Here is a 26,618-nt window from a genome sequence, read left to right on the forward strand (position 1 = left end):
TCCTATGAAAGTTAATATTGCCGAATTTATAATCAGTGCCGTTGGCCCTGATCAATACCCTGATGATGCTTTGCCAGAGGTTGCTCTGGCAGGGCGCTCCAATGTAGGGAAGTCATCCCTCATTAACCGAATGATTAACCGCAAGAATCTGGCTCGGACAAGCTCCACCCCAGGTAAGACCCAGCATATGAACTATTACCGTATCAATGAAGGCAGCATGTATTTTGTTGACTTTCCAGGTTACGGATATGCAAAAGTGTCGAAGACACAACGTGCGACATGGGGCAAGATGGTGGAAAAATATCTATCTGAGCGTGATACGTTGAAGCTTGTTCTGCTCATCGTGGATCTGCGTCATCCGCCGACCAGCAATGATAAGATGATGTTCGACTGGTTGAAGCATTATGATCTTCCTATGTGTGTAGTAGCGACTAAGGCGGATAAGATTCCGAAGACTCGCTGGCAAAAGCATATCAAGATCATGAAGCAGGAGCTTGGCGTGCTGCCAGGGGATAATTTCATTCCATTCTCTTCAGAGATTGGCCTTGGTAAAGAAGAGCTTTGGGGATTGATCGACGGGTATGTTCTCTCCTCTCCAGATTCTGAGGATGCTGAAATAGATGGAAATGAACCTCAGCAAGAGGAACCTACTGAAGCCTAAGACAAGAACTCATTTACAATCAAGCAACCATTCCATTTGGGAATGGTTGTATTTTTTTGTGGGTAAAACTAAATTTTCTATGGGAAGGGACCGATAGATAACATATGAAAGATATCCATTGCCACATCTTACCCTTTATGGATGACGGAGCTACTGATTGGGAATCCGCTCTCGCCATGGCGCAAGACGCCTATAGGGACGGAATTACATCCGTCATTGCCACACCACATCACGCCAACGGTCAATATATGAATAACTCCGCTAGTATAAGAGAAGCGGTGGATCTGATGAATGAGAAACTTCGTCAGCATGGCAATCCACTGCTTGTTCTTCCAGGTCAGGAAATCAGAGTGTACGGAGATTTACTGGATGATCTGGAGCGGGGGCAACTGCTAAGTCTTGCAGACTCGCGGTATATTTTGCTAGAAATGCCTTCTTCACGAGTCCCACGCAACATGGAAGAAATCTGTCACGAATTGATCATTCAAGGGTTCGTTCCGGTCATCGCCCATCCGGAGCGTAATGCTGAAGTAGCTGCCGATCCTTCTAAGTTAGAAAGATTGATAGAACTGGGATCACTCGGTCAGGTAACCGCACAAAGTCTTGCAGGCGTCTTCGGGAGTAAACTTCAGAAGCTATCCCTGGAGTTATGTCGTAGAAATGCAGTACATGTGTTGGCCTCTGATGCACATGACAGTGTTCATCGTCCTTTTGGATTAAATGCTGCTTATGTGGTTTTAGAGAAAGAATTAGGTCCTGAGATGCGCGACTATATGCGCGAGAACTCTCAGCAAATTGTGGCAAATGGTGAGGTTAATCATGGTAATCACGTACAAAAAAGGAGGAATCGACACAAATTGTTTGGGATTTTTTCCCGAAAGGGCTGACTAATCTACCTAATAGTGGTAGAATGGGTTTTATTGGGTGAATCGTTGATATACGTAATAGTGTAGACATAAGGTGAAATAGTCTAGGACTATAGTAACACGAGAATTTAAATACATATAAAGAGGTGGATATTTAGTGACTTTGAAAAAGAAACTAGTAGTATCGACATTAGCAGTTAGCATGGCAGCGGTTGCAGTAGCAGGACTTCCGCTTAGCAGCAAAGGATTGGCAGCTCAGTTTGGGATCGTTGGAACAGCATCCGCTGCAACTAGCGTGGATTTTGCAAGCTTGAAGGAGCGCGCAACGAAGCTTTATAGCACGCTTACTGATGCTGATAAGCAGACGCTTCGTGATTTCCGTACTGAGCTTCAAGGTCTTTCACGTGAGCAACTGGAAAAAGATTTCGCGCCTGTTTTGGCTCAACTTGAACTCAGCGATGGACAAAAATCTACATTGTTTGATTTCTATTTAGAAGTAGTATCGTCTATCTATACTCCGGATTTATCCGCAGTTACAGATATTCTGAAGTCCCCTAATTATGAGGCTTATCAAGCGCTACTGAAGGAAATCGGTAAACAAGCTGGTGTTACAGATCTTTCGGTTGAAGAAGTTTACAGCTTCATCTTTGGTTCAAACGGCGTTGAACAGAAGCTAATTAACTTGCTAAAAGGAAAATCAGAATCTGATCTGATTGATCTTATTGCTCATCCGAACAGTGAACTCGCGAATAAAGTGAAGGGTATTGTTCTCGATAGCACCATTGGTTCTGCCAACTATTCCTTGAGAGCGTCTCTAGCAGAACTTAAGATTACTAAAGATATGATTTCAGCAACCAAGAATAATGTTGAATCAACACTTAAGAATGAAAAAGCAGCTGCGCTAGTTCTGGCGAAAGCTTACTACAACGCGTATCTTAAGACATCTACACCAACTACTGATCCTAGTACTCCGGGTTCCGGTTCCGGCTCCGGCTCCGGCTCCATAACGACTCCACCTGTATTAACTGTGGATCAGAAATTGGCAGCTGCGGCTACTTATGATGTATCTAAACTGGTACAAGTAGTAGATGGTAAAGCAACTGTGAAATTGGTAGATACCGATACAATCAATGCCTTGGCTAATCTTGCTGCTGCAGCTAAAGCTGCCGGTAAAGAAGGTACTGCCCTCACACTGACATTGAATCTTGGTACGATCACTGCGCCTACTGTTGAAGTTCCGTTGTCCAAAGCTATTGTTGAAGCAGCTAAGACGAACGGCATTGCGAATATCGCAGTAACCTTTAATGGTGTAACCGTAACGATTCCTGTAAGTCAGTTCAGCACAGCTATTGCATTGACAGTAACTACCGCTAAACCAGAAGTTGTAACTTCTGTTACCAAACTGAAATTGGCTTCGGATGTATACGAGTTCGGACTCAGTGTGGATGGTGTAGCGACTAGCACATTCAAACAACCAATCACCATTAAACTTCCACTTAAGAATACTGATGGTCTTGATAAAGAATTGCTGTCCGTAGCGAAGCTTGTATACGGAAGCCTGCAATTCCAAGGTGGAGTGCTTGATGGAGAGTTCATCGTAGAACCACGTGATACATTCTCATCCTATGCAGTGCTTGAGAATAAAGTGAACTTTACGGATATTGCTAGTGTACAAGCATGGGCTGGCAAACAAATTCAAGTCGTAGCTGCAAAAGGTGCGATTGAAGGCGTAGGCGAAGGCAAATTCGCACCGAAGAGCAATGTAACTCGTGCAGAGTTCGCTAAAATGCTGATTCGTGCGCTTAATCTGGAGAATAACTCTGCTGTACAAAGCTTTAATGATGTAAGTTCATCTGCTTGGTATGCACCTTATGTAGCGGTTGCAGCAGAAAAAGGAATCATTACTGGCCGCAGTGCGGACAAGTTCGATCCTAATGCAACTATCACACGTGCAGAGATGGCAACTATGATCTCCCGCGCAGTGAAATCTATTCATCCAGCTGCAACAACGAATGTAACGGCAATTAGCCAATTCTCCGATGCTGCTAAGATCAGCGCATCTTTGAGAGATGGCGTAGCATTTGCAGCAGATCATAACTTGGTTATCGGAAATGCTGGTAAGTTCAACCCGAACGATACGGCAACTCGTGCTGAAGCAGCAGTAATTATCTACCGTACCATTAACTTCAAGTAAGTAAATAAAAAAGTATAGTATACAGCCTCCTCTCATGTAGGTGAGAGGAGGCAATTTTTTGCCAATAGGTAAGTACTGTAATATAGTAACGAAATATTTCAGAAATAGCTTGGAGGTAATTACACTTGTCATCACAAGAATTGGATCTTCGCGATTATTTTCAGATCGTCAGGAAGAGACTATGGCTGATTGTTAGCATAGTTGTTTTGGTGTGCGGTGTTGCTGGTGTGTACAGTCTGTATATTAAGAATCCGGTGTATGAAGCATCCACTAAGATTATTGTTAACCAGACTCCGACACAATCGGCAGCAGCACAGCTTGATTTGAACCAGATTAATACTAATATTCAATTAATTAATACGTATAAGGAAATTATTAAGACTCCAGCCATCCTTGATATTGTTACGAGAGATTATCCGCAGTTCAATATTACTGCTGAAGAGCTGTTGAAGAAGGTTAATGTGAGCTCTGTCAATAATACGCAGGTGATGACACTTGTCGTTCGAGATAATTCGTATCAGCGAGCCGCTGAAATCGTGAATGCCATTTCACTTGTATTCAAGGATGAGATTCCTAACCTATTTAATGTGGAGAATGTATCGATTCTGAATGAGGCCAAAGTGAATCCACTTATCGAGCCAGGACCGGTAGAACCGAATGTCTTAATGAATATGGCTATAGCTTTCATCGTTTCCTTGATGATTGGTTTAGGGATTGCTTTCTTGCTGGAATACATGGACGATACGCTGAAGACTGAAGCCGATATTGAGAGATATCTTGGTCTGCCAACGATTGCAATGATTACAAGATTGGGTTCAGAAGAAAATAAACAAGGCGCAACACAGGCACAGACGCAAACATCCAGAAAGGCGGGCGAACTCGAACATGTCACAGCTGCCAAATAAACAACGTCATCTGATTACCGTTACGAACCCTCGCTCCCCTGTATCTGAAGCGTTTCGTGCGCTACGGACGAATATTGATTTTTCTTCTGTGGATGAGACTATTCAAGTGATTATGGTAACTTCGTCCGGACCGGAGGAAGGTAAATCTACGGTTTCTGCTAACTTGGCGGCCGCTTATGCTCAAGCAGATAAGAAGGTATTGTTGATTGACGCGGATTTGCGGAAGCCTACAGCACATAAGACTTTTTCGCTTAGTAACCGATTTGGGCTTTCTTCACTACTGTCGCAGCAGGCGGTTCTTGAGGATACTGTCCAAGATTCTGGTGTTTCCAATCTTTCTATCATGACCTCAGGTCCGATTCCTCCAAATCCAGCAGAAATGATGGCTTCTAATCGAATGAGCACTCTTTTACAGGACTTGCGCCAGCGTTATGATGTCATTCTTATTGATACTCCACCGTTATTGGCGGTTACAGATGCGCAGATCATGGCTTCCAAGAGTGATGGTGTCATTATGGTTGTCAGCTATGGCAAGGTAAAGCGGGATATTGCTGTAAAAGCTAAAGCTAACCTTGATCGTGTAGGTGCAAAAATGCTTGGCGTGGTGCTCAATAATGTAAAACGTAAAGCCAGCGAAGGTTACTATTACTACTACTATGGAAATTGATAGGTTCTTAAACAATAATGTTGTTTTTGGAGGCACTGAAAATGACAGCGAAATCTAGAGTGGTTCTATTATTCCTCATTGACCTAGCAATCATCTGGTTCAGCATTGTGACATCCTATTTATTTCGGTATCCTAACCACGCTCTTCAGGAATACGGTGCACAGATGCTACAATTTGGCTTGATTGCAACAGTTGCATTCGGGGGAAGTTTGATATATTTTGGTCTCTACCGAAGAATGTGGCAATATGCCAGCATTGGTGAGATTATATCGGTTTCTAAAGCCATTGTAGTAGGGTCTTTGTTTTCATTTGCCCTAGCTTATCTGATTTTGCCAGATAGAGTCCCCCTTGCAATAGAAGTTAGGTCGATGGAGACCATTCTTTTATTAGTAGGTGGGGTTCGGTTTTTGTGGAGAGTACTCCATAATGACCGAATTAATTACAAAGACACTAAGACCCAAACACTAATTGTAGGTGCAGGGGATTGTGGAATACTAATTGCTCGGGAAATGATGGGTCCGTCTTTTGCTCATACGAAGCTGGTAGGTTTCATTGATGATAGTATCAATAAATATCATATGTCTATACTGGGTGTGCCCGTGTTAGGGAATCGTTACGCGATCCCCGCTATTGTGAAAGAACGGGAAATTCATGAGATTATTATCGCCATGCCCTCAGTTTCACGTACTGAAATCTCTGAAATTATTAATCTGGCAAAGAAGACCGGTGCTAAGCTTAAGATTATACCCGCACTTAACGATCTGATCGCGGGGAAAATATCCGTGAAGAAATTGCGAGATGTTAGTGTTGAAGATTTACTAGGCCGTGAGCCAATTGTAGCGGATTTGAACAGTATCCTAGGTTATGTCCACCATAAGACTGTGTTGGTTACGGGAGCTGGTGGATCGATTGGTTCTGAACTCTGTCGGCAGATTGCGCCATTCGGCCCGGACAAGTTAATGCTGCTTGGACACGGCGAGAATAGCATTTATACGATTGAAATGGAGCTTCGTAAGCAATTTCCTGATCTGAATATTGTTACCGTAATCGCAGATGTACAGGACCGCAGTCGGATGATGGACATATTCAGTAGTCATAATCCACATGTTGTCTTTCATGCGGCAGCACATAAACACGTTCCATTAATGGAGCGTAACCCTTCCGAAGCGATTAAGAATAATGTGTTTGGAACAAGAAATGTTGCGGATTGTGCAGATAAATATGGTGCGGAGAGATTTGTAATGATCTCTTCAGATAAAGCGGTTAACCCAACAAGTGTGATGGGTGCAACTAAGCGGATTGCAGAAATGTATGTGCAGAGTTTGCATACCACGAGTAGAACGAAGTTCTCAGCTGTGCGTTTTGGAAACGTGCTTGGCAGTCGTGGAAGTGTGATCCCGGCCTTTAAACAGCAGATTGCTGTGGGTGGTCCGGTTACGGTTACTCATCCAGAGATGGTTCGTTATTTTATGACGATTCCAGAAGCTGTGCAGCTTGTAATCCAGTCGGGCTCTTTTGCCAAAGGTGGAGAAGTATTCATTCTGGATATGGGTGAACCGGTAAAGATTCTAACCTTAGCTGAAGATTTGATTACACTCTCAGGTTATGAACCCTATAAGGATATTGATATTCAATTCTCCGGTATTCGTGAGGGTGAGAAGTTGTATGAAGAGCTGTTGACGGATGAAGAAAATTTAGGTTCTACAGATCATGGAAGAATATTTATCGGTAGACCTAATGTAATCAGTCTGAATCAGTTGGAGCTGGAATTTAAACGTTTGGAACGTGTTCTCGCTGAAGAACCTGAAGTTATACGCGAAATAATCAATCAGATTGTACCGATGCAGCCCGTTGCCCAAGTTGCTATTAGCTAATTCATTCATAAAGGGGGATATGCAAGTGTTTAATAAACGATGGAAAAAGATCCTTTTATGGACGCTATCAGTCATTGTAGTTCTGGGTGTTGGTGGTTTGTTCGCTGCGAATTATGCGGTCGATAAGCTGATGAATTCTATGGTGGATGGTTTTGATCTGGAGTCTGAGGATCAAGTTAATGGTGGTCAAGATCAAGGAACTACACCTGAAGATACAGTAGTGGATGGTAAAGTCGATCCTGTAGCGTCTGCAACACCTACTCCATCAACAGATGATGTGGGAAGCAAAGATACTGGGGAAGCTGGAAAAGATACAACAGCTTCAACTACTAGTGAGCCTACGAAAACACCATCAACAGATTCGAAAGATGGCTCTTCAGATGGCTATACGGCACAGGTCTCAATAGATAAAGCTAAAGAAATTCAAGACAATGTTACGATGAAGGATAAGGCAGATGTAGCTGCTATTGTACTCGGTCAACTAAGTGTATCGGATATCAATCGGCTAAAAGATCTAGCTAAGGGTGGTCTGACGCTTGATGAGAAACGGGAAGCACGCAGTATCATCCTCGGTAAAGTTTCTGAAGAACAATATAATGAGCTTTCACAGGTAGCTAAGAAGTACGGCGTGAGTCAAGGGAAGACACGTGATCAAGTCCTAAAAGAGGAAGAGCAATTAAAAGCGAAAGAAAAGGGAAGTGAATAAGTATGTCTAAAGCAACGCTACCAGTCATAGCTCTATCGTTAATAGCTTCAATAGGGTTAGCACCCTTAACGGCATCTGCACCTATTTCCGTATCAGCAGCGGCGGTCCCAAATGCAACAACTAAGGCGGCAGCAGCAGCTACAGTCAAAGTACAAAGCATGAATGTGAAGATGGTTTTTGATGGAGCAAGTATTGGGACGCCTACAGGTCAATATGTATTCATGTACAATAATACAACTTATGTTCCATTACGCTTTATGTCATATGCATTACAAAAGAGTGTAGCTTGGGATGCTAAGAACGTTAAGGTTAATGTAGCAGAGCCTAGCAGTTCAGAGCTAGTTGTGATTAAAGAGTATCTAATGAATGCAACCAACGGGAATAGTGCTTCAGTAGTATCTAAGAATCTTGTACTCAATCAAGTGAAGGCAAGTTATGTATTTAACGGTGCAGCTAAGGCATTACCTACGGGGCAATCCAGCTTTATCTTGAATGGCTCCTTATATGTCCCTCTACGTTTTTTATCGGAATCTGTAGGTCATAACATTAGCTGGGATCAGAAGACGAAAACCATTACTGCTGCTTCTAAGGCTTATCAAGAACAAGGTGGCACTAAGGATACATCTCCAGTAGCGACACCAGTACCAACGGATTCAACCAGTGCAGTTAATGGTGGTTCAGCGGGAACTGGAAAGGTTTCTTATGAAACCATTACTAGTGAAACGGAAGCCAAACTTACTGCGCTTGAAGAACAAAGCCGATCGACATTAATGAGTATTGCGTTAGAATATTTCGGAGCAAAAGATGAAGCGAGTAAAAAGAGTATTAAGGCTAAAGGTGTACAACAACTAGCCTCATTAACTGCCAACTTCAACAGTATAATAGCCGACACTGAACAAAAACTGAACAGTAACGGATATAGTACGGAGATTATTAGTCAGTATAGAAGTAAATTTGAATCGACACTTCAGTCAGGGAAAAATGCGGCTGAGGCAATGAAAAACTAAACAAGATAAGACGATCCTCTCTATGTCTTTCTGACATAGAGATGATGTACATAGATTGAAAATAGTAACTCAAAGGATCAGGTGAACTTATGAGACCTTATGTTTACATGAAACAAACCATTGATTTCCTGATGGCTTTAATCGGAATGTTAGTGTTATGGCCGGTCTTTTTGATCATCGCGATCGCGATTAAGACAAGCTCTAAAGGGCCTATCCTATTTAAACAAAAGCGATTAGGCAAAAATAAATCGGAATTCTACATACTGAAATTTAGAACGATGCGAACAGATACACCACAAGACATGCCAACACATCTGCTAGAAGATCCTGATTTCTTTATCACGAAAATAGGGAAGTTTCTAAGAAAAACAAGTTTGGATGAGCTACCTCAGATTATCAATATTCTTAAAGGTGAAATGAGTATAGTTGGGCCTCGCCCGGCGTTGTGGAATCAATACGACTTGATTGCTGAAAGAGATAAATACGGAGCTAATGATATTAAGCCAGGGTTGACTGGGTGGGCTCAGATTAATGGTAGAGATGAGTTGCCCATTGAGAAGAAGGCGAAGCTGGATGGAGAATATGTTGCAAGTCTTTCTTTTATTTTTGATATAAAGGTATTTTTTATGACGATCCTGAGTGTTCTGAAATCGGATGGTGTAAAAGAAGGGGCATCTGATCAGGAAGTGATATCACGTACCAAGGGAGCTGCTTTGTAGATATGAGTAAGAAAGAATACTTATTACCGGCAAGGGCAGTTACGTAGGTACTAGTTTTATGAACTGGGTAGAGCAGTGGCCAGATCAGTAAGAAGTGGAAGAGATATCTGTTCGGGGGACAGCATGGAAAGATCATGACTTCTCGAAGTATGATGTTGTTCTGCATGTGGCTGGGATCGCTCATGTAGAGGAAAAACATATTGATTCTGAACATTATGAAACAGTGAATTGTAAGTTGGCTGCTGATATTGCTTCTAAGGCAAAAGTAGAAGGCATACAACACTTTGTTTTTATAAGTTCAATGAGCGTTTATGGTTTAGCGAATGGGATCATTACTGAAGAAACAAAACCTAACCCCAAAAGTTTGTATGGAAAATCTAAATTACATGCAGACCGATTGATATTTCAGTTAATAGATAAGAATTTTAAAGTTGCGATATTAAGACCGCCAATGATATATGGGCCTAACTGAAAAGGGAATTATAAGCGATTACGGAAGTTGGCTAAATTGGCACCTATATTTCCTCTATTGGATAACCAAAGAAGTATGCTCTTTATCGACAACTTATCTGAATTGATAAAATTAGTAATAGAAAATCAGTTAATCGGTATATACATGCCTCAAAATCAAGATTATGTGAACACTAATCGAATGGTAGAATTAATCGCCAAGCAGAATGCAAAATTGATCCTCATTTCTGGATAGTTGGAACTATACTCAAAATGATTGTCCGAAGAAATAATTTGTTTAATGAAATAGTTGGGAACTAAGTTTACTCATCGGTAGACTTTAATTACTTTGGGGATAAATACTGTGTAAGATAATTTATGTATACTACTAAATTAAATGAAAATAGGTGGAAAAGTGGATCAAAAGGTAAGTGTTATTATCCCAACTTATAAAAGAAGTGATTTTTTATTAAGAGCTATAGATTCAGTTTTAAATCAAACATATTTAAATATAGAAATAATTGTAATTGATGATAATGAGCCTCGTTCTAATTTTCGTGTAGAAACTGAATTAAAAATGAAAAAATTCAGTAATAATCCGAAAATTATTTATATTAAAAACCTTAGCAATTTAGGAGGAGCTCTTGCCAGAAATGAGGGTATCTTGCGTTCTACTGGAGAATACATAACATTTTTGGATGATGACGATATATATATTAATGACAAAATAAGTACTCAAATTGAGTTCATGGTAAAGAATGATTTAGATATGTCTTTTACTGATGTTCGAATTCATAGTGAAAATGATAAGCTTATCGATTTCAGAGAACATTCCTACATAAAAAGTTTAACCAACAAAGATTTATTGAAATATCATTTGATGTATCATCTTACACCAACTCCTACATATATGTATCGAAAAAAATTATTGTTACAAATTGGATGTTTTGATGATGTTAGCATGGGACAAGAGTTTAGACTAATGTTAAAGACACTTAATTCATCTGCAAAGATAGGGTATTTGCCAATTTCAAGAGTGATTCAGTATGTACATTCTGGGGAAAGAATTTCTGTGGGGAATAACAAACTGAAAAAAGAATCTGAATTGTTTCAATATAAAAAGAACTTCTTTAATATTTTAACAAGGAAAGAACAAAAATATATTTGGTTTAGACATCATTTAGTTCTATGTGTTGTAGGTATACGGAGTAAGAAGTTCATGGTATTCCTTAAAAACTTGTTTCTACTATTAATATTGTCACCAACTAATCTATCAGTGGAGTTATTGAAATTTAGAAAGAAGCTAAAAAACAATAAAACTTACTAATATAATAGGGAGAATTAATAATGAAAATATCAGTAGCTGGAGCGGGCTATGTAGGTCTTTCTAATGCCATACTATTGGCTCAACATAATGATGTGATTGTTTTAGATATTGATCATGATAAAGTAAATATGATAAATAAAGGGATCTCTCCTATAGTAGATAATGAAATTGAGATATATTTGAAAGAAAAGAAATTAAACTTGACAGCTACAACAGATAAATATTTAGCATTCAAAGAAGCGGAATATGTCATTATCTCAACTCCAACTAATTATGACTCAGAAAAAAATTACTTTGATACGAGAAGTGTTGAAGCAGTAATTGCTAATGTTTTATCCATAAATTCTAAGGCTGTAATGATTATTAAATCTACAATTCCAGTTGGGTATACAAAAAAAGTGAGTAATATGTTTGAAACAAATAATATTATTTTTGCACCAGAATTTTTAAGAGAAGGAAAAGCACTTTTGGATAATTTATATCCATCACGCATAGTTATAGGGGAGCGTTCTGAAAGAGCTAAGAAGTTTACAGATTGTTTGATACAAGGTGCAATCAAAAAAGAATCTACTATTTTGTTTACCGATTCAACAGAGGCAGAAGCAATAAAACTATTTGCTAATACGTTCCTTGCTTTGAGAATCGCTTATTTTAATGAACTTGATACTTTTGCTGAAATAAGAGGATTAAATACAAAACAAATTATTGATGGTGTATGTTTAGATCCGAGAATTGGTGATTATTATAATAATCCATCTTTTGGATATGGCGGGTATTGCTTGCCAAAGGATACAAAGCAACTTTTGGCTAATTATGCTGACGTACCAAATAATATCATGGCCGCAATTGTTGATTCAAATAGAACAAGAAAAGACCATATTGCTGAAAGTATATTATCCAAGAAACCAAACGTTGTGGGAATATATAGATTAACGATGAAAGAGAATTCAGATAATTTCAGGCAATCATCCATTCAAGGAGTTATGAAAAGAATTAAAGCAAAAGGAATTGAGGTTGTAGTTTATGAGCCGAAATTAGATGAGGAAAGCTTCTATAATTCGAGAGTCATCAAAGATATTCTTGAATTCAAAGGGATATCAGATGTGATTGTGGCGAATAGAATGTCAAGTGAGCTAAAGGATGTTGAGGAAAAAGTTTTCACTAGAGACTTATTCAGTAGAGATTGAACATATCAGATTAGATATGGTTTATTTAGATTTAATAGATCTCTGAAATCTTGTCTACCTCTAAGACGATATATGAATTAATAAGATCATAGCACTTATTTTAATAGGATAAGAAAACATTTGCATATTGAGGTGAGTTTCGTGAAAATACTTATATTATGTGATCATTATCCCCTATCACCTAGGGTGATGAAAATTAGAGATTCAATTATGCAACAAGTACATAATTCCGAAGTTGTTATTTTTTGTTGGAATAGAAAAAATGAAAATATTATGGAGGATTTTATTTATTCATTTAATGAGAATTCTGAATATGGCAATAAAAAAAAGTATCTATTCGGATTTTTGCATTTTAAAAAAAATGCTAGAGAATTTATAAAAAAATATTCACCAGATTATATTCATTCTATTGACATATCAATGTTATTGGTAGCATCGAAGTTGAAACGTGAATATAAAATAATTTATGAAGTTTACGATATTAAATTTTTGAGAAGTTCTTTTGTCAATAAAATTAGAGAACTAATTGAAGTTAACTTAATTAACAAAGGTGTAGAATCTATAGTATATGCTTCTCCGTTTTTTGATATTTATTACAAAAAGTTAGGTGTACATAAAGAACATACTATAATTAACAATAAACCGAACAAGCTAGTTTTAAATTTACAAAGTGACTATATGAATAAGTATAGAGAAGGATTGAAAGATAAATTAGTAATTGGGTTTGTAGGTAATATTAGACACAAAGAAATTCTTATGAATTTAATTTCTGCTGCTGCTCCTTATAAAGATGTATGTATTTTATTGTCAGGAGATGGTGCTTCACTAAAAGATATTGTTCAAGAAGTTAAATTGAATAATTACAATTTAAATGTTGTCCATACTGGAAGGTATGATGTTAAAGATTTAAATTCTATTTATAGTTGTTGTAATTACATTTGGGCAGCTTACCCTAATAAAAATATAAATGTTAAATATGCAGTAAGTAATAAATATTATGAATCAATTGCATATAAGAGAAAAATCATCGTATCAGAAAAAACTTATCTAAGTGAGGAAGTGATATTAAATAATATTGGATATTTCGTTAATCCCTATGATCGTGAAATGATATCTGAGCTTATTCTAAACTTAAAGAAGAATTATATCTCTGATGAATTTCCGGATGTTAAACCTACTTTCTGGGAAGATGACGCAAGGAATCTTTGCGAAGTTTATACTCTTTAGTTTAATAATTATAGATTTATACAAATAAATATAAAAGTAATATTACAAATACAATAAGATGTAATTCTAGCAGTAAGTGTTTTTATATGGCTACCATATACTTATTATTGTTTATGAAGTCGATTTAATTTTAAATAATTATATTGTAATTTTGAGCGATAAAGAATATATCGAGCAAGAACTTCGTATTATATGTGAGTTCCAAGTTGAGAATATTAAATATAATTTGTAGATTTAGACTAGGAGTAAGATATGGGAACTAATATTATTTGGTCATCAAGTAAAGGGCAGGAACGTAGTGGTGTGCACCAATCGTTCAAAATTATATTTGTAGGTTTAATTATTGCAGCACTTAATATTTTGTTTTATGAGGATATGCTGATTTCATATTCAATTATTGCTGTGGAAGTTTTTATCTTAATGTATTATCTATTGAAAAGAAAGATAACTTTATTTTTTGGATATTATTTAATTTTCTTATGTCTAAGTTTGGAGTTTAGCGTATTAGTGGAGACTAACCAAATCTTTGGTTTTAAAGATTTCCGAATCATTGGTGTTAATCTAGGAATATTGAGTTTAATCCCTATAATTCCTTTAAGCATCGCTAGAGGTATACGCATTAATTATATTAAGACGAAGTATTCTAATGTTATGAGATTCATTAAGATTATATTATTCTTGAACGTAATTGGAGTATTCTGGGGTTTAATTGGCATCTTTATTAATGACAACAATGTGCTATCAATGAATGAAGCAATAACGGGTTTTATAAATGTATGCTATAACATGATGGCCCTACCTTTATTAATAATTCTAGTATTCATTTATTTATTATCTTGGGAAGAAGAGTTCATTTATCAAATTAGATTTTTTCTAGTATCTATTTTAATAGGTATTGTGTTTTCGTTAATTTTAGCGTTGTTTTTTGGCAAAAGTGGATACTACGGAGGAACGAATACCCTTATTGTTTCTAGTGTTATTCAGTATCTTCCTTTAATGATTATTATTCCATTTTATAAGAGTGAGAAGAGTACTAAGTATATTCTGCCCTTAGCTATGATAGGTATAGTGCTAGCCCTCATATATAATGCTCAAGGTAAATTGATTCTTATGTGTGCAGTCATTCCTATAGTATTGATTATGAAAATGATTAAAAGCAAAGATAAAATGCTTTTGTTTTTCATCCCTTTCATGCTACTGCTCGTAATTTTTGTATATTATATTATAAATATAGAGCTAATTAACAGTGTCATCTTTCAATCAAAGTTGAATCAATCAATCTCTCTTTTGCAATTTTGGAAAGAAAATTGGCTTTATAATTTACCCAATTCCCCAAAGATTAGAGTTGCCGAATTTATTTCGATAATGATTGAATATTTCAAGAAGCCTTGGTTTTTATTAATGGGAAAAGGTTACATGGGAACTATTGTTGATCATACTGGTATGATAGGTCAACAATACATTCCAGGAAGCTTTGAGCTTAACCAATGGGAAAACGGTACTTTTTATAGAATGCACGAGACATTTAATACAATGTTTCTATATCACGGGTTAGTTGGGATAATAGTATATATTTTCATGTCAATAATGTTATTGAATAACCTCAATAAAAACCCGTGGATCGTTATAGGTGGTTTTTGGTTTCTTACAATCTACGGTTTTTCAATAACGATAAGTGCTTTTGGTATAGCCGCTTTACTATTTGGTTTAGCATTAATTAATAATAAAGATAATACGAATACACTACATTAATTTGATTTTTACAATGTTAAAAGAATTGTGTATTTTAAAGCCTAAAATGTTGATACAGAATTTAGCTAACAAATATGCCATCTGATTTTGCTTGAATTGATCCCTTGCTGGAGTATACCTTTAGATATCAATTTTCAACGGCTTAGCTAAATTATTATGTACACTAAACCTTATAGTGGGAGATTAATAAATAATTGTATCAAATACAGAAATATTGAGTACGGTTGGTATTTTAATGATGATCATGTCTACACGCCTAAAGAGATTCAATAACCGAAGCGAATTTTATTGAAGTTTATAGATCGACGGACGAGATACCTTGCTGGATTCAGAAAGATAAATACAGATACTGTGATAACTAGCAAAGAATAATAACTAATTTGCATAAAATTTTTACGTATTTGAGTTTAGAAAGCTAGATAATCCTTACCTTTTGCATTAGTTCAACCCATATAATTTCATAGATAAAGTCATATAGACAAAAATGTTGCTCCTTATGACTGTAGATGTATTTATATTTCAGAGCATTAGGAGTTGAAAAAAATTTGAGAATTACAAAAGCAGATGTTATTTGGAACTATATAGGTGTTTTTTTGACATTGGGAAGTAATTTTTTGTTACTCCCCTTTATTATTTATTTTCTAGACGAAAACTCTCTTGGTTTATGGTATATATTCCTTAGTATAGGGGGATTAGTTGTTTTATTTGACTTTGGTTTTAATCCTACATTAGCAAGAAATGTAGCATATTGCTGGAGTGGTAGTAAGGAACTGAGCAAAGTTGATGTTGTTTTTTCTGAGAAGAGTGAACCTAATTTTGTGCTTCTAAATAGAGTTATCAAAACATCCAAAATAATTTATCTGTTGATATCACTTATTGCTTTGATATTACTCTTGACAATAGGGACTTTTTACATCACTCAAATATCACATGAAGTTGAGGGATCTGACCATATAATAGCATGGTTAATATATTGTATTGCTCTTTTTTTAAATTTGTACTATGGATATTATTCCACTTTTTTAAGGGGAGTTGGTGCAATAAAAGAGATAAATATTGCAATCATTCTAAGTCGAATATTACAAATTTTAATATCTATTATCTTGTTATTTCTCAATTTCGGTATAATTGCTGTAGCCACAGCCTATTTAGCAAATGGGGTTATTTTCAGATTGATTTCCAAATACTTTTTTTACAAATTCCAAGGAATAGGTGAAACTCTTAAGAGTGATGCTAACAAAGTTAATAATCTTGCTATAATAGATACATTTAAACTAATTTGGCATAATGCTTGGAGAGATGGCTTGGTTTCACTATCAAATTACCTATCAAATCAAGCGACAATACTAATCTCTTCAATGTATTTGAGTTTATCTGAAACAGGTATGTACTCAATTTCTATACAGTTGGTGACAGCTATAGCTGCTATTTCTGGAGCTTTATATACATCTTACCAACCGTCACTTCAAGCAGCTTATGTAAATCATAATACCAAAAAATCTAAAGAGCTTATGTCAATGGCAATGACAATTTATATATTAACGTTTTGGATCGGTATTGTTGGATTAATCGCAATAGGCATTCCTTTGATATCGTTCATACAAGGTAGTACTAACATCAATATAAAGATTACAATTGCGATATCAGTATACATATTTCTGCTAAGGCATCACTCGTTTTATGCTTCTTTTATTTCAAACACAAATAAAGTTCCATATGTTAAATCATTTGTAATATCAAGTGTCGTTGGAATATTGGTGGCTACTATATGTATAAGTTATTTTAACCTTGGTATATGGGGATTGATATTTGCACAAATCCTCGTTCAAGCTGTTTACAATAATTGGAAATGGCCTCATAGTGTGATGAGAGAGTTGAATACTAATATTTATGAAATGTTTTGTTTAAGTTTTCTGAGATTCATTAACCTCTTTAAAGATAAATCAAGGAAAAATGTTTTATGAAAAATTAGGAGTGATACAGTTTGGACATATTGTATTTAGATTTTTTGTTTCCTAAAGGGCACTTAAACTTAGATATAAACCAGATTGATAGACTTTCTAAAATTGGGGATGTAACTATTTTAAGTTGTAATGATAGATATAAATCGATTCCTTTTAAAGCAAGATTAATAGAAAGCAAATATCTCAATGTTCCATATGGAAAAATTAAAACACGAGTGACATCATTGAAAAATATGTTCATAACTTCAATAATGGCAAGAAAAATCAAGCGTGATTGTATTTTTGTATCTTCTTTTGATACCTTAATGTTCTCTCTAGGAAGATTTTTCTTTAGAAAAGAAGATAAAATATTCTTGGTCCATCATTTTAATACAGATGAATTGAAACAACCCATCAAAAGTGCTCTATTTAAATCTTATATGAATAAAGTTGAACATATAGTATTTGCAGAATTCATTAAAAATCATTTGATCTCTAAATATAAAATTAGTCCTAAACGAGTGCACGTTATTCCTCATCATATGGTCACTATTAATAATAGTAATACCTTTAGAAAATTTGATTGTGTTGGATTAAGTAATAGTAATGATCAAGATATAATTGAAGAAATTATTAAATTGGAGAAAGCTGAAGGGATTATAAAAAGAGCTGAAAAAAGAGTGATTCTCAAATCAAAATCAACTGAGTTTGATAATGGTTACTTAAAGGTAATAAATGGGTTCATTGAAAGAACTCAATACGACAACTATATGGAAAATGCAAGATCAATATACATGCCGTTTCCTAATAGTTTTCAAAATCGTATGAGTGGGACTTTAATTGATGCCTTATCTAATGACAAAGTTGTCTATGGAAGTGATATACCAGTTGTAAGATATTATTCAAATAAATATCCTGGTATATGTAATGTAATAAACAATGCAGATGACTTCTTCAAACTTATAGTTGAAAACTCTCAAAATAATAAATCCAATTTTACATTCGATAAGTTTAAAGAGGATCATTCTAATGAATTGATTGAAAAAGGAATGACGAATTTACTAAAATTTGAAGGGAGATCAAGATGAAAGTTGTCATTTTAGCTGGTGGAAGTGGAACAAGACTTTGGCCACTAAGTAGAGATAGGTACCCCAAACAGTTTATTAAGCTTCAAGGAAAAAAGGACTCATTATTTCAAGAAACATTTAGAAGGAGTCTGATGTTATCTAGTATTGATAACATCTTTGTTGTTACTAATGAAAAATATAAGTTTTTAGTAATTGGTGCAATAGAAGAATTAGGATACATATATAATGAAGATAATATTCTAGTTGAACCGGAAGCAAAGAACACTTTGCCTGCGATTTATACCGCTGTGGTTGCAATCACTAAAAAAGAAGATGATACCGTTATAGTATTTCCATCAGATCATATTATTACTAAAAATGATGAATTTGTATCCATTATAGTTGAAACTGAAAAGCTCTCTATCGATTCTATAATTACATTTGGAGTAAAACCAGACTCTCCAAATACTGGTTATGGCTATATATCACCTGGAGCAAAAAAAATAACGGGATATGAAGTAGAATCATTTAAAGAAAAACCAACGTCTAATAAAGCCAAAGAGTATATTGATAAGGGATATTACTGGAACGCAGGAATATTTTTGTTTAATACGAAATTCTTTTCGAATGAGGTATATAAACACTCTCCGGAAATTTTCCATGCATTTAACTCAAGTAAAAGCATTGTAGAAGCGTATTCAAAGATTCATGAAAATATATCAATAGATTATGGGATTTTGGAGAAGAGCAATAGTGTATCAGTTGTTCCAGTTAATATAGGTTGGAATGATCTAGGTAGTTTTGATTCATTTTATGATGTATTTGAGGAGGACGAAGCGCACAATATTTCTTGTGAACAAAATATTGTTATTGAATCAACAAATAATATTATTCAGTCATATGACGGTAAAATTGTCGCTGCAGTTGGTATTCAAGATTTAATTATAATAGATAATAGAGATGCACTTTTAGTTTGTAAAAAAGACCAATCACAAAAAGTGAAAAATGTTGTTGAAGAACTGAAAAATAGAAATGACCTAAGATCCGAATATCATTTTCAAGACTATAGACCATGGGGACAGTATACAGTTCTTGAGGAAGAGGAAAATTTATATAAAATCAAAAGAATAACTGTAAATCAAGGAAGGAGTATTAGCTATCAATTACATAACCACAGAAGTGAGCATTGGATTATTCTTCGTGGAATTGCTAAGGTAACTATCAATGAAAAAACCAAAAATGTTTATTCAGGGGAGAGCATCTTTTTTAGAGAGGGTGAAAAACATCGATTGGAAAATGCAGGGGAGGTTCCGCTTGAAATAATTGAAATACAAATAGGACACTATTTAAGTGAAGACGATATTCTTAGATTTGAGGATGATCGTGTTAAAGCTTAATGGTTTTAAAGTATTCTTTAATTTGATTTGCCAACTCTGAAAAGAACTTCTTAAGAAGTTCTTTTCAGAGTTGTGCGGTAATGGAGTTCGGAAAAGAAGGTCCCCTCACTTTTTAACTCACTGATATAATATTATGATAGACGCCAAAATATGAAGAATATATTGGACAAAACATTAATATAATTTAGTTTAATAAGAAATAAAAAGGAGCCAATTATTTTGGTGAAGAAAATTCCCATTCGCATCAAGATTATTTTATGGGATTTATTTGTGAATATTATTTTCGCATCTCCTCTAATACCAAGAGAGGTGAGGGTTGTGTTTTATAGATTATTTGGTATGAAAATAAAAACACGAGCAATAAATCCTAAAAACTATATTATTGGAAAAAAGCTTTCTATTGGAAAAGGAACTTTCGTAAATTACAGTTGCTTCTTTGACTGCACTTCATTGATTGAAATTGGCGAGAGATGTAATATTGCAATGGGGACTATGTTTGTAACCGCATCGCATCAAATTGGTAATATTGAAAGAAGGGCGGGGCTTGACATTAGTAAACCTATAAAAATTGGAAATGGCTGCTGGATTGGTGCTAGATCAACGATACTTCCGGGAGTAACTATAGGCGAAGGATGCATAATAGCAGCAGGTTCATTAGTCATTAAAAACTGCAGTCCTAATAGTCTCTATGCTGGGGTTCCAGCAAAGAGGATAAAGGAACTATAAGCGAACATCCATAACGTACGTGCCGAATGATCCTTGTATTTGAACAGAGGGGGAACGCGTTAGTAATAATTATCTGATATACATATTGACATATTGATTAGAGGCGGAACAATAGTATTGAAGTATTGATCTACCATATCCAGTGAATAATCGTTTACCTTTGCAGTTAAAGGACGTGTAGAAAAAAAAGTTGTTGCAGGTAATGACCATAAACAAGTTAATTCTCTTTCCCAGTGTATTAGTTTCCAGAATTTTTTGTTTGCAAAAATAATATATCTAGTTGAAAAATACTTAACTAAAGTTTCCGTTAAAATTTGATGACTTGTATAGTACATTAAGAGGATTATGATCATGAAATATAAAATTTGCAACTATAACCCGTTTAGGAATAATTTTACAAGGTTTATTTTCTCACTGCCTATCCTTTTGTTTTTCTTTTTACTCATTGGCATTTATCTGCCCATCCACCAATCCCCACAACCCTCCGATGCTATCATCGTCCTTAGCGGAGGCCAAGGCCGGGTAGAAAAGGCTGCTGAGTTATATAAAGCTGGCTATGCTCCTTATATAATTCTTTCCAACGCCAAAGAGATAACGAGTCGATCAGGTGACATGCTCCAAACCGCCCTTAATCTCGGTATACCGCAGGATGCTATCTATACCGAGAATGCGGCCGAAAGCACATACCAGAACGCAGAGTTTACACTCCCTATAATGAAGGAACACGATCTTCAATCTGCGATTGTTGTTTCTTCGGATTTTCACATGCGTCGAGTAAAGCTACTCTATGATCGTGTGTACAAAAAATCGGAGATTGAGCTTACATATGTTGGATCTCCATCAGGATATAACGCTAAGCGTTGGTGGAGCGATCGAAATAGTCGTGAAACTACCTTCAATGAGTATGCAAAAATGATAGGTAATACTTTCGGTTACAATGGGCCGGAGGCTAAAAGTACACTTGATCAAATTAAGAACTGGTTTCGTTAGCTTTCCCTAAAGGAATGTAGTTTCATTTAGATAATCATCGTAACGTATGGAGTCCCATATACTTTTTCCGAGGTGATCGTTATGAACGAAGCGAACTTAGTTTGTAAATCATGTGGCAGCACTACATTCACCAAAGGCGAAGTGAGCAGCGCAGATGCTAACCTTATGCCTATTGGTAAATCCTTTTCTTTTGGTTCACCACTTATCTACACATTTTGTAAAATGTGCGGAGAAGTAGTGTCAATTAAAGTTGAAAAACCCGAGAAATTTTGAGTTAGTTAATAATTAATCACAAAATAACCCATCCTAACCGTAGCGAACCTGCGGTTTTTTATTTATAATAATTATTATCTGGATTTCATAAAGCGTTCAAAAAATCTGTAAAAAGTCGTATTTTCGTGTGATATACTTAACACAGCGTTTTGAGATGTTGTGAAAGTGAATATTATGTAAAAATATTCTTTAATATAACTGTACACAGTAATGAATAGAGACTAGGATGGTGAACTATCGATGCACATCGTCGTCGTTGGCCTGAATTATCGTACGGCTCCCGTGGAGGTTAGGGAACAGTTTGCTTTTGCGGAGAGTGATCTTCCGGCAGCGCTTCATCAATTGATGAAGACGAAGGGTGTGCTGGAAGGGGTCGTAGTAGCCACCTGCAACCGTACGGAAATTTATGTGGTCATGGACCGCCTTCATATGGGAGGTTATTTCCTCCGCGGCTTTATGGAGCAGTGGTTTGGAGTGAAAAATGAGCAATTTGCACAGCATATGTATATATATGAAGACGAGCAGGCGATTGCGCATTTGTTCCGCGTGACCTGCGGCCTGGATTCCATGGTGATTGGCGAGACGCAGATCCTGGGACAGGTGCGAAGTTCTTTTCTCACGGCTCAGGCTGAGGGTGTAACGGGAACTTGGTTCAATCGGCTATTTAAACAAGCGGTGACACTCGGCAAAAGAGCACATAGTGAAACGTCAATCGGCGAAAGCGCAGTATCTGTCAGTTATGCGGCAGTGGAGCTGGGCAAGCGGATTTTTGGCATGTTCACTGGTAAAAGAGTGCTGATTCTCGGCGCCGGCAAAATGAGTGAGCTCACTGTTAAGCATCTATATAGTAGTGGTGCGGCTGAGGTGATTGTCGCTAACCGTACGCTGTCGCGTGCGATTGAACTGGCAGAGAAGTTCTCGGGTAAGCCAAGCACGATTGAAGATGCGCTAAAAACTCTTAATGAGGTAGATATCGTGATCAGCTCAACGGGAGCTGACGGCTATGTACTTTCGGCAGATCAGGTAGCGAATGCTATGAAGCGTCGCCCTTCGCGGCCGCTTTTTATGATTGATATCGCTGTACCCCGTGATATTGATCCTGCAGCGGCTAGTGTGCCAGATGTTTTTTTGTATGATATTGACGATCTGGAGGGCATTGTGGAGAGTAACCTGGAAATGCGCCGGAGTGAAGCTGCGAAGATTGAAGTGATGATCGGTGAGGAAATGGATGAGTTCCAGCTGTGGCTTAAGACGCTTGGCGTGAGACCGGTAATCCGGGCGCTTCAGGATAAGTCGAATGCGATTCATGAGGAAACGATGGAGAGTCTGTTCAATAAGCTGCCTGAGCTGGACGAGCATCAGCGCAAGGTGATCCGTCGCTTGACCAAAAGCATTGTGAACCAAATGATGCATGATCCAATCAATGTAATTAAAGAGATGTCCGGTGGCAAGCAGGGGAATGAAGCGCTTGATTATTTCTCCAAAATCTTTGCGCTACAGGAACAGCTCGAATCCAATTCAGATGGCGGAGATTCCGCCCCGGTTAAGCAGTCTAGCTCCACAGAACGTACTGCCGGTAGCGGCGATTTTTCTGTGCCTAAGACGGTGCTTGCTCCGGCAGGCCTGTTGGGTAGGTGAGTGATATGCAACTGCTGAACGGAATATATGATGCCGCTCTGCTGCTATATGCCCTGAGCCTGCTGTTTGTTTTCTCGGATTGCCTTTATCGCAACCCGAGTGGGAAGCGGTTAGGCACGGGGCTTCTTGTTGTTGTGGGTCTTTTGCAAGCTGCAGGACTCGGGATTCGTTTCTCTCAGGAGAAGGGGCTGCCCATTTTTACACCTTATGATTTCTTGTTCTGGTTTGCATTTAGTATTGTTCTGACTTCGCTTGCGGTGGCTTTTACACGTGGAGGCGAGTTTACGATTCTGCTGCTTAGTGTGGCTGGATTCTGTGTTTTTCTGCTAAATCGGGTGTGGCTGACGGCGGGGGGGCATACGCTTGAGACTTGGAGCTCGGTGTATGGCTGGTTGACAATGCATGTGATTTTGGCCAATTTGAGTTTTGCTGCACTGACACTTGGAACGGTATTTGCCATATTGTACTTATTTCTGCACACCAGACTCAAAAGTAAGCAATGGAGTGACCGAATTCGTCGTTTACCAAACTTAGAGACTACAGATAAATATTCTTACACCGCTATTCTGGTGGGGACTCCTTTGCTGGCAATCTCTCTGGTGGTGGCTAGTTTATCTATTGTTTCTGAGGGACGGACACTATTATTGAAGGATTTAAAAGTCCTAACGACACTGATTGGCCTTGGAATTTACATATTTTATATTATCTTTAAGAAATCCGGGCGGAAAAGTGGAGTAAGTATGGCTCGCTGGGCGATTTTAGGATATGCTTTTACTATCTTGAATTTTTTGTTGAATTCTTTGTCTGGTTTTCACGGTTGGAGCGGGGAGTGAAGAGCATGACTCGGTATTTGCCCATAATGCTGGATTGTGAAAAGCAACAGGTTGTGGTTATTGGCGGTGGTGCCGTGGCTGAACGGAAGGTGAGTGGGCTGCTGGAAGCTGGAGCGGTGGTTAAGATGATTAGTCCCTCTTTGACAGATACGCTTGCCTCTCTAGTGAAAAAGGGTCTCATGACCTGGCATGACCGCCCTTATGCTCCCGGAGATCTCCGTGGGGCCTTTCTCGTATATGCAGCCACTAACGATAGAACGGTTAATGAAGAGGTTGCTCAGGAGTCTAGGCGACTTGGCATTCCTGTGAATGTGGCTAGCCATGCGGAAGCGGGGGATTTTATTACGCCCGGAGTTGTACGTAGGGGGCGTTTGACGGTAGCTGTATCTACTTCGGGTGCTGGTCCGCTTGCGGCTGCGAAGATTAAAAGTGTGCTTGAAGAGGCGCTGGATGCGGCGTATGAGCCATATTTGGATTTTGTACATACCATGCGAACCCGGATTAAGGAAAAAGAATCTTCTGCTGAAGTTCGTGGAAGGCTTTTGCGGAAGCTTGGGGCGCTCGATGTGTTGAATGAGATGAGAAACGGTAGCTTTATTGCGTGGAGCCCGGAGGATATGGATGTTTGGATTGCTAGTCATCGGGCGGAGTAAAAGTGCGCGTGGACACTGTGAAGATTAGAAAATTGGGTTAGATTAATGATATGAGTAAAATAGGCTACTGGTTGAGATAGTTCGAATAGTGGCATCAGTACCGTTGTATTGGGCTGAAGTGGCTGGAATGTTTGAATGAGCGGTATAAGTACCCGTTGGGCTGGAGTAGCTGGAATGTTCGAAAGTAGGGCAAAAATGCCTCGGAATCGCCCAAAAACGGCCATATCAGCGAAAAAAGAGGCATTAATGCCTCGGAATTGCCGTAAAACGGTCATACCAGCGAAAAGAGAGGCAAAAATGCCTCGGAATCGCCCAAAAACGGCTATATCAGCGAAAAGAGAGGCAAAAATGCCTTGGAATTACCTAAAAACGCTCATATCAGCGAAAAAAGAGGGAATAATGCCTCGGAATTGCTCAAAAACGGCCATACCAGCGAAAAGAGAGGCATTAATGCCTCGGAATTGAGTAATAACCGCCGAAGGAGCCAAATAAATGGAAGATATGCCATTTAATAGTGCGAAGTAGCTTTTGGTTAGTTTGGATTACTATATAAGGTCTACGGTGAAGAGTAAGAGGCAGACGTAATCAGGAGGAATGGACAATGCGTAAGATTATTGTGGGGAGTAGACAGAGCGCGCTTGCGTTGACGCAAACGGGGCATGTGATTGCCGATCTGGAGCGATTGAGCGAGGAGCATGGTTTTGGATTCACTTTTGAGGTGAAAAAGATTGTTACCAAAGGGGACCGTATCCTAGATGTCACCTTGTCCAAGGTAGGCGGTAAAGGGTTGTTCGTGAAGGAAATAGAACAGGCTATGCTGGAAAAAGAAATCGACATGGCGGTGCACAGCATGAAGGACATGCCCTCCGAGCTGCCGGAGGGGCTGATCAACGGCGCTGTGCCGAAGCGCGTTGATCCGCGCGATGCACTGATCTCTAACGGAGGCGTCTCGCTGGACGAGCTGCCTCCAGGCGCACGCGTAGGCACAAGCAGCCTACGCCGTTCCAGCCAGCTAGCTGCGCTGCGGCCTGATCTGGTCATTGAGCCCGTGCGCGGCAACATTGACTCGCGGCTGGGCAAGCTGGATAGCGGGGAATACGACGCGATCCTGCTTGCTGCAGCGGGGCTGTCGCGCATGGGCTGGCAGGATCGCGTGAGCGCCTACCTGCCGCCGGAAGTTTGCCTGCCCGCTGTAGGGCAGGGCGCACTCGGCATCGAGTGCCGCGCAAATGACGCAGACCTGCGGAAGCTGCTGGCGTTATACAACGATGCCGATACAGCGTTGACGGTGGCGGCGGAGCGCACGTTCCTTGGCGTGCTGAATGGCGGCTGCCAAGTGCCGATTGGTGCTCATGCGGTGCTTGATGCAGCCGCGGAAGCTACTACCGCTAAGCGCCAAATAATCTCCTTAACCGGGATGGTGGGAACACCTGACGGTTCAACGATTTTGAAAGAAACTTGCACTGGGATAGACCCGGTACAGCTCGGCGAAGAAGTCGCTAAGAAGCTGATAGCAAGAGGAGCGGAGAAGATACTGTCAGACGTTAGGGGATGAG

Annotated in this window: 24 protein-coding genes; all 24 read left to right on the forward strand. The window is 38.2% G+C overall.

Going from position 1 to position 26,618, the window contains the following annotated elements:
• Window positions 1–4 precede the first annotated feature (4 nt).
• Entirely contained in the window at window positions 5–661 is a 657-nt protein-coding gene (yihA, locus tag M2444_RS24970) for a ribosome biogenesis GTP-binding protein YihA/YsxC (RefSeq protein ID WP_256989994.1), read from the forward strand.
• Between the two features lie 104 nt (window positions 662–765).
• On the forward strand, window positions 766–1,548 hold the full coding sequence (locus M2444_RS24975) for a tyrosine-protein phosphatase (protein ID WP_094873522.1): 783 nt from the start codon (window positions 766–768) through the stop codon (window positions 1,546–1,548).
• A 136-nt stretch (window positions 1,549–1,684) separates the two neighbouring features.
• Window positions 1,685–3,721, forward strand: a complete 2,037-nt coding sequence (locus M2444_RS24980; RefSeq protein WP_280788283.1) for an S-layer homology domain-containing protein — start codon at window positions 1,685–1,687, stop codon at window positions 3,719–3,721.
• Window positions 3,722–3,846: 125 nt separating this feature from the next.
• Window positions 3,847–4,626 (forward strand): YveK family protein, encoded by a 780-nt coding sequence (locus M2444_RS24985; protein WP_280788284.1) that lies wholly within the window; start codon window positions 3,847–3,849, stop codon window positions 4,624–4,626.
• Window positions 4,607–5,293, forward strand: a complete 687-nt coding sequence (locus tag M2444_RS24990; RefSeq protein ID WP_060621833.1) for a CpsD/CapB family tyrosine-protein kinase — start codon at window positions 4,607–4,609, stop codon at window positions 5,291–5,293. The genes M2444_RS24985 and M2444_RS24990 overlap by 20 nt, the downstream gene beginning before the upstream one ends.
• Before the next feature lie 41 nt (window positions 5,294–5,334).
• Window positions 5,335–7,167, forward strand: coding sequence for a polysaccharide biosynthesis protein (locus M2444_RS24995; protein ID WP_280788285.1), 1,833 nt, complete (start codon window positions 5,335–5,337; stop codon window positions 7,165–7,167).
• 25 nt (window positions 7,168–7,192) lie between these two features.
• Window positions 7,193–7,873 (forward strand): hypothetical protein, encoded by a 681-nt coding sequence (locus M2444_RS25000; RefSeq protein WP_280788286.1) that lies wholly within the window; start codon window positions 7,193–7,195, stop codon window positions 7,871–7,873.
• 2 nt (window positions 7,874–7,875) lie between these two features.
• Window positions 7,876–8,880: a copper amine oxidase N-terminal domain-containing protein gene (locus tag M2444_RS25005; RefSeq protein WP_280788287.1), complete on the forward strand. Its 1,005-nt coding sequence runs from the start codon at window positions 7,876–7,878 to the stop codon at window positions 8,878–8,880.
• Between the two features lie 107 nt (window positions 8,881–8,987).
• Window positions 8,988–9,599 carry a sugar transferase gene (locus M2444_RS25010; protein WP_481857532.1) on the forward strand — a complete coding sequence of 204 codons (612 nt, stop codon included), beginning with the start codon at window positions 8,988–8,990 and terminating at the stop codon, window positions 9,597–9,599.
• 94 nt (window positions 9,600–9,693) lie between these two features.
• Window positions 9,694–10,071, forward strand: a complete 378-nt coding sequence (locus tag M2444_RS25015; RefSeq protein WP_280788289.1) for an NAD-dependent epimerase/dehydratase family protein — start codon at window positions 9,694–9,696, stop codon at window positions 10,069–10,071.
• A gap of 393 nt (window positions 10,072–10,464) precedes the next feature.
• Complete coding sequence (locus tag M2444_RS25020) at window positions 10,465–11,376, forward strand: glycosyltransferase family 2 protein (RefSeq protein ID WP_280788290.1); 912 nt, start codon at window positions 10,465–10,467, stop codon at window positions 11,374–11,376.
• A gap of 20 nt (window positions 11,377–11,396) precedes the next feature.
• Window positions 11,397–12,563 carry a nucleotide sugar dehydrogenase gene (locus M2444_RS25025; RefSeq protein WP_280788291.1) on the forward strand — a complete coding sequence of 389 codons (1,167 nt, stop codon included), beginning with the start codon at window positions 11,397–11,399 and terminating at the stop codon, window positions 12,561–12,563.
• Between the two features lie 210 nt (window positions 12,564–12,773).
• The gene (locus M2444_RS25030; protein WP_280788292.1) at window positions 12,774–13,790 is read left to right on the forward strand and encodes a glycosyltransferase family protein; all 1,017 of its coding nucleotides are present in this window, start codon (window positions 12,774–12,776) and stop codon (window positions 13,788–13,790) included.
• A 252-nt stretch (window positions 13,791–14,042) separates the two neighbouring features.
• Window positions 14,043–15,542: a hypothetical protein gene (locus M2444_RS25035; RefSeq protein ID WP_280788293.1), complete on the forward strand. Its 1,500-nt coding sequence runs from the start codon at window positions 14,043–14,045 to the stop codon at window positions 15,540–15,542.
• Between the two features lie 545 nt (window positions 15,543–16,087).
• Complete coding sequence (gene wzx, locus M2444_RS25040) at window positions 16,088–17,506, forward strand: O-unit flippase-like protein (protein WP_280788294.1); 1,419 nt, start codon at window positions 16,088–16,090, stop codon at window positions 17,504–17,506.
• Between the two features lie 20 nt (window positions 17,507–17,526).
• A complete protein-coding gene (locus M2444_RS25045) occupies window positions 17,527–18,573 on the forward strand; it encodes a glycosyltransferase family protein (protein WP_280788295.1) in 1,047 nt (348 codons plus the stop codon).
• Window positions 18,570–19,949, forward strand: coding sequence for a mannose-1-phosphate guanylyltransferase/mannose-6-phosphate isomerase (locus M2444_RS25050; protein ID WP_280788296.1), 1,380 nt, complete (start codon window positions 18,570–18,572; stop codon window positions 19,947–19,949). Before M2444_RS25045 ends, M2444_RS25050 begins: the two co-directional genes overlap by 4 nt.
• Window positions 19,950–20,171: 222 nt before the next feature.
• Window positions 20,172–20,675, forward strand: a complete 504-nt coding sequence (locus M2444_RS25055) for an acyltransferase (protein WP_280788319.1) — start codon at window positions 20,172–20,174, stop codon at window positions 20,673–20,675.
• Window positions 20,676–21,026: 351 nt separating this feature from the next.
• Window positions 21,027–21,665: a YdcF family protein gene (locus tag M2444_RS25060; protein WP_280788297.1), complete on the forward strand. Its 639-nt coding sequence runs from the start codon at window positions 21,027–21,029 to the stop codon at window positions 21,663–21,665.
• Window positions 21,666–21,746: 81 nt separating this feature from the next.
• Window positions 21,747–21,938, forward strand: coding sequence for a hypothetical protein (locus M2444_RS25065; protein ID WP_094873482.1), 192 nt, complete (start codon window positions 21,747–21,749; stop codon window positions 21,936–21,938).
• A 240-nt stretch (window positions 21,939–22,178) separates the two neighbouring features.
• Window positions 22,179–23,576 (forward strand): glutamyl-tRNA reductase, encoded by a 1,398-nt coding sequence (gene hemA / locus M2444_RS25070; RefSeq protein WP_280788298.1) that lies wholly within the window; start codon window positions 22,179–22,181, stop codon window positions 23,574–23,576.
• A gap of 5 nt (window positions 23,577–23,581) precedes the next feature.
• Window positions 23,582–24,409: a cytochrome c biogenesis protein CcsA gene (ccsA, locus tag M2444_RS25075; RefSeq protein WP_076286483.1), complete on the forward strand. Its 828-nt coding sequence runs from the start codon at window positions 23,582–23,584 to the stop codon at window positions 24,407–24,409.
• A gap of 5 nt (window positions 24,410–24,414) precedes the next feature.
• Window positions 24,415–25,062 carry a precorrin-2 dehydrogenase/sirohydrochlorin ferrochelatase family protein gene (locus tag M2444_RS25080; protein WP_280788299.1) on the forward strand — a complete coding sequence of 216 codons (648 nt, stop codon included), beginning with the start codon at window positions 24,415–24,417 and terminating at the stop codon, window positions 25,060–25,062.
• A gap of 601 nt (window positions 25,063–25,663) precedes the next feature.
• Window positions 25,664–26,617, forward strand: coding sequence for a hydroxymethylbilane synthase (gene hemC / locus M2444_RS25085; protein WP_280788300.1), 954 nt, complete (start codon window positions 25,664–25,666; stop codon window positions 26,615–26,617).
• Window position 26,618: the final 1 nt, after the last annotated feature.

Origin of the sequence: Paenibacillus sp. PastF-3 (assembly GCF_029893135.1) — a bacterium.
In the GTDB taxonomy this organism is placed as follows: domain Bacteria; phylum Bacillota; class Bacilli; order Paenibacillales; family Paenibacillaceae; genus Paenibacillus_AQ; species Paenibacillus_AQ nitricinens.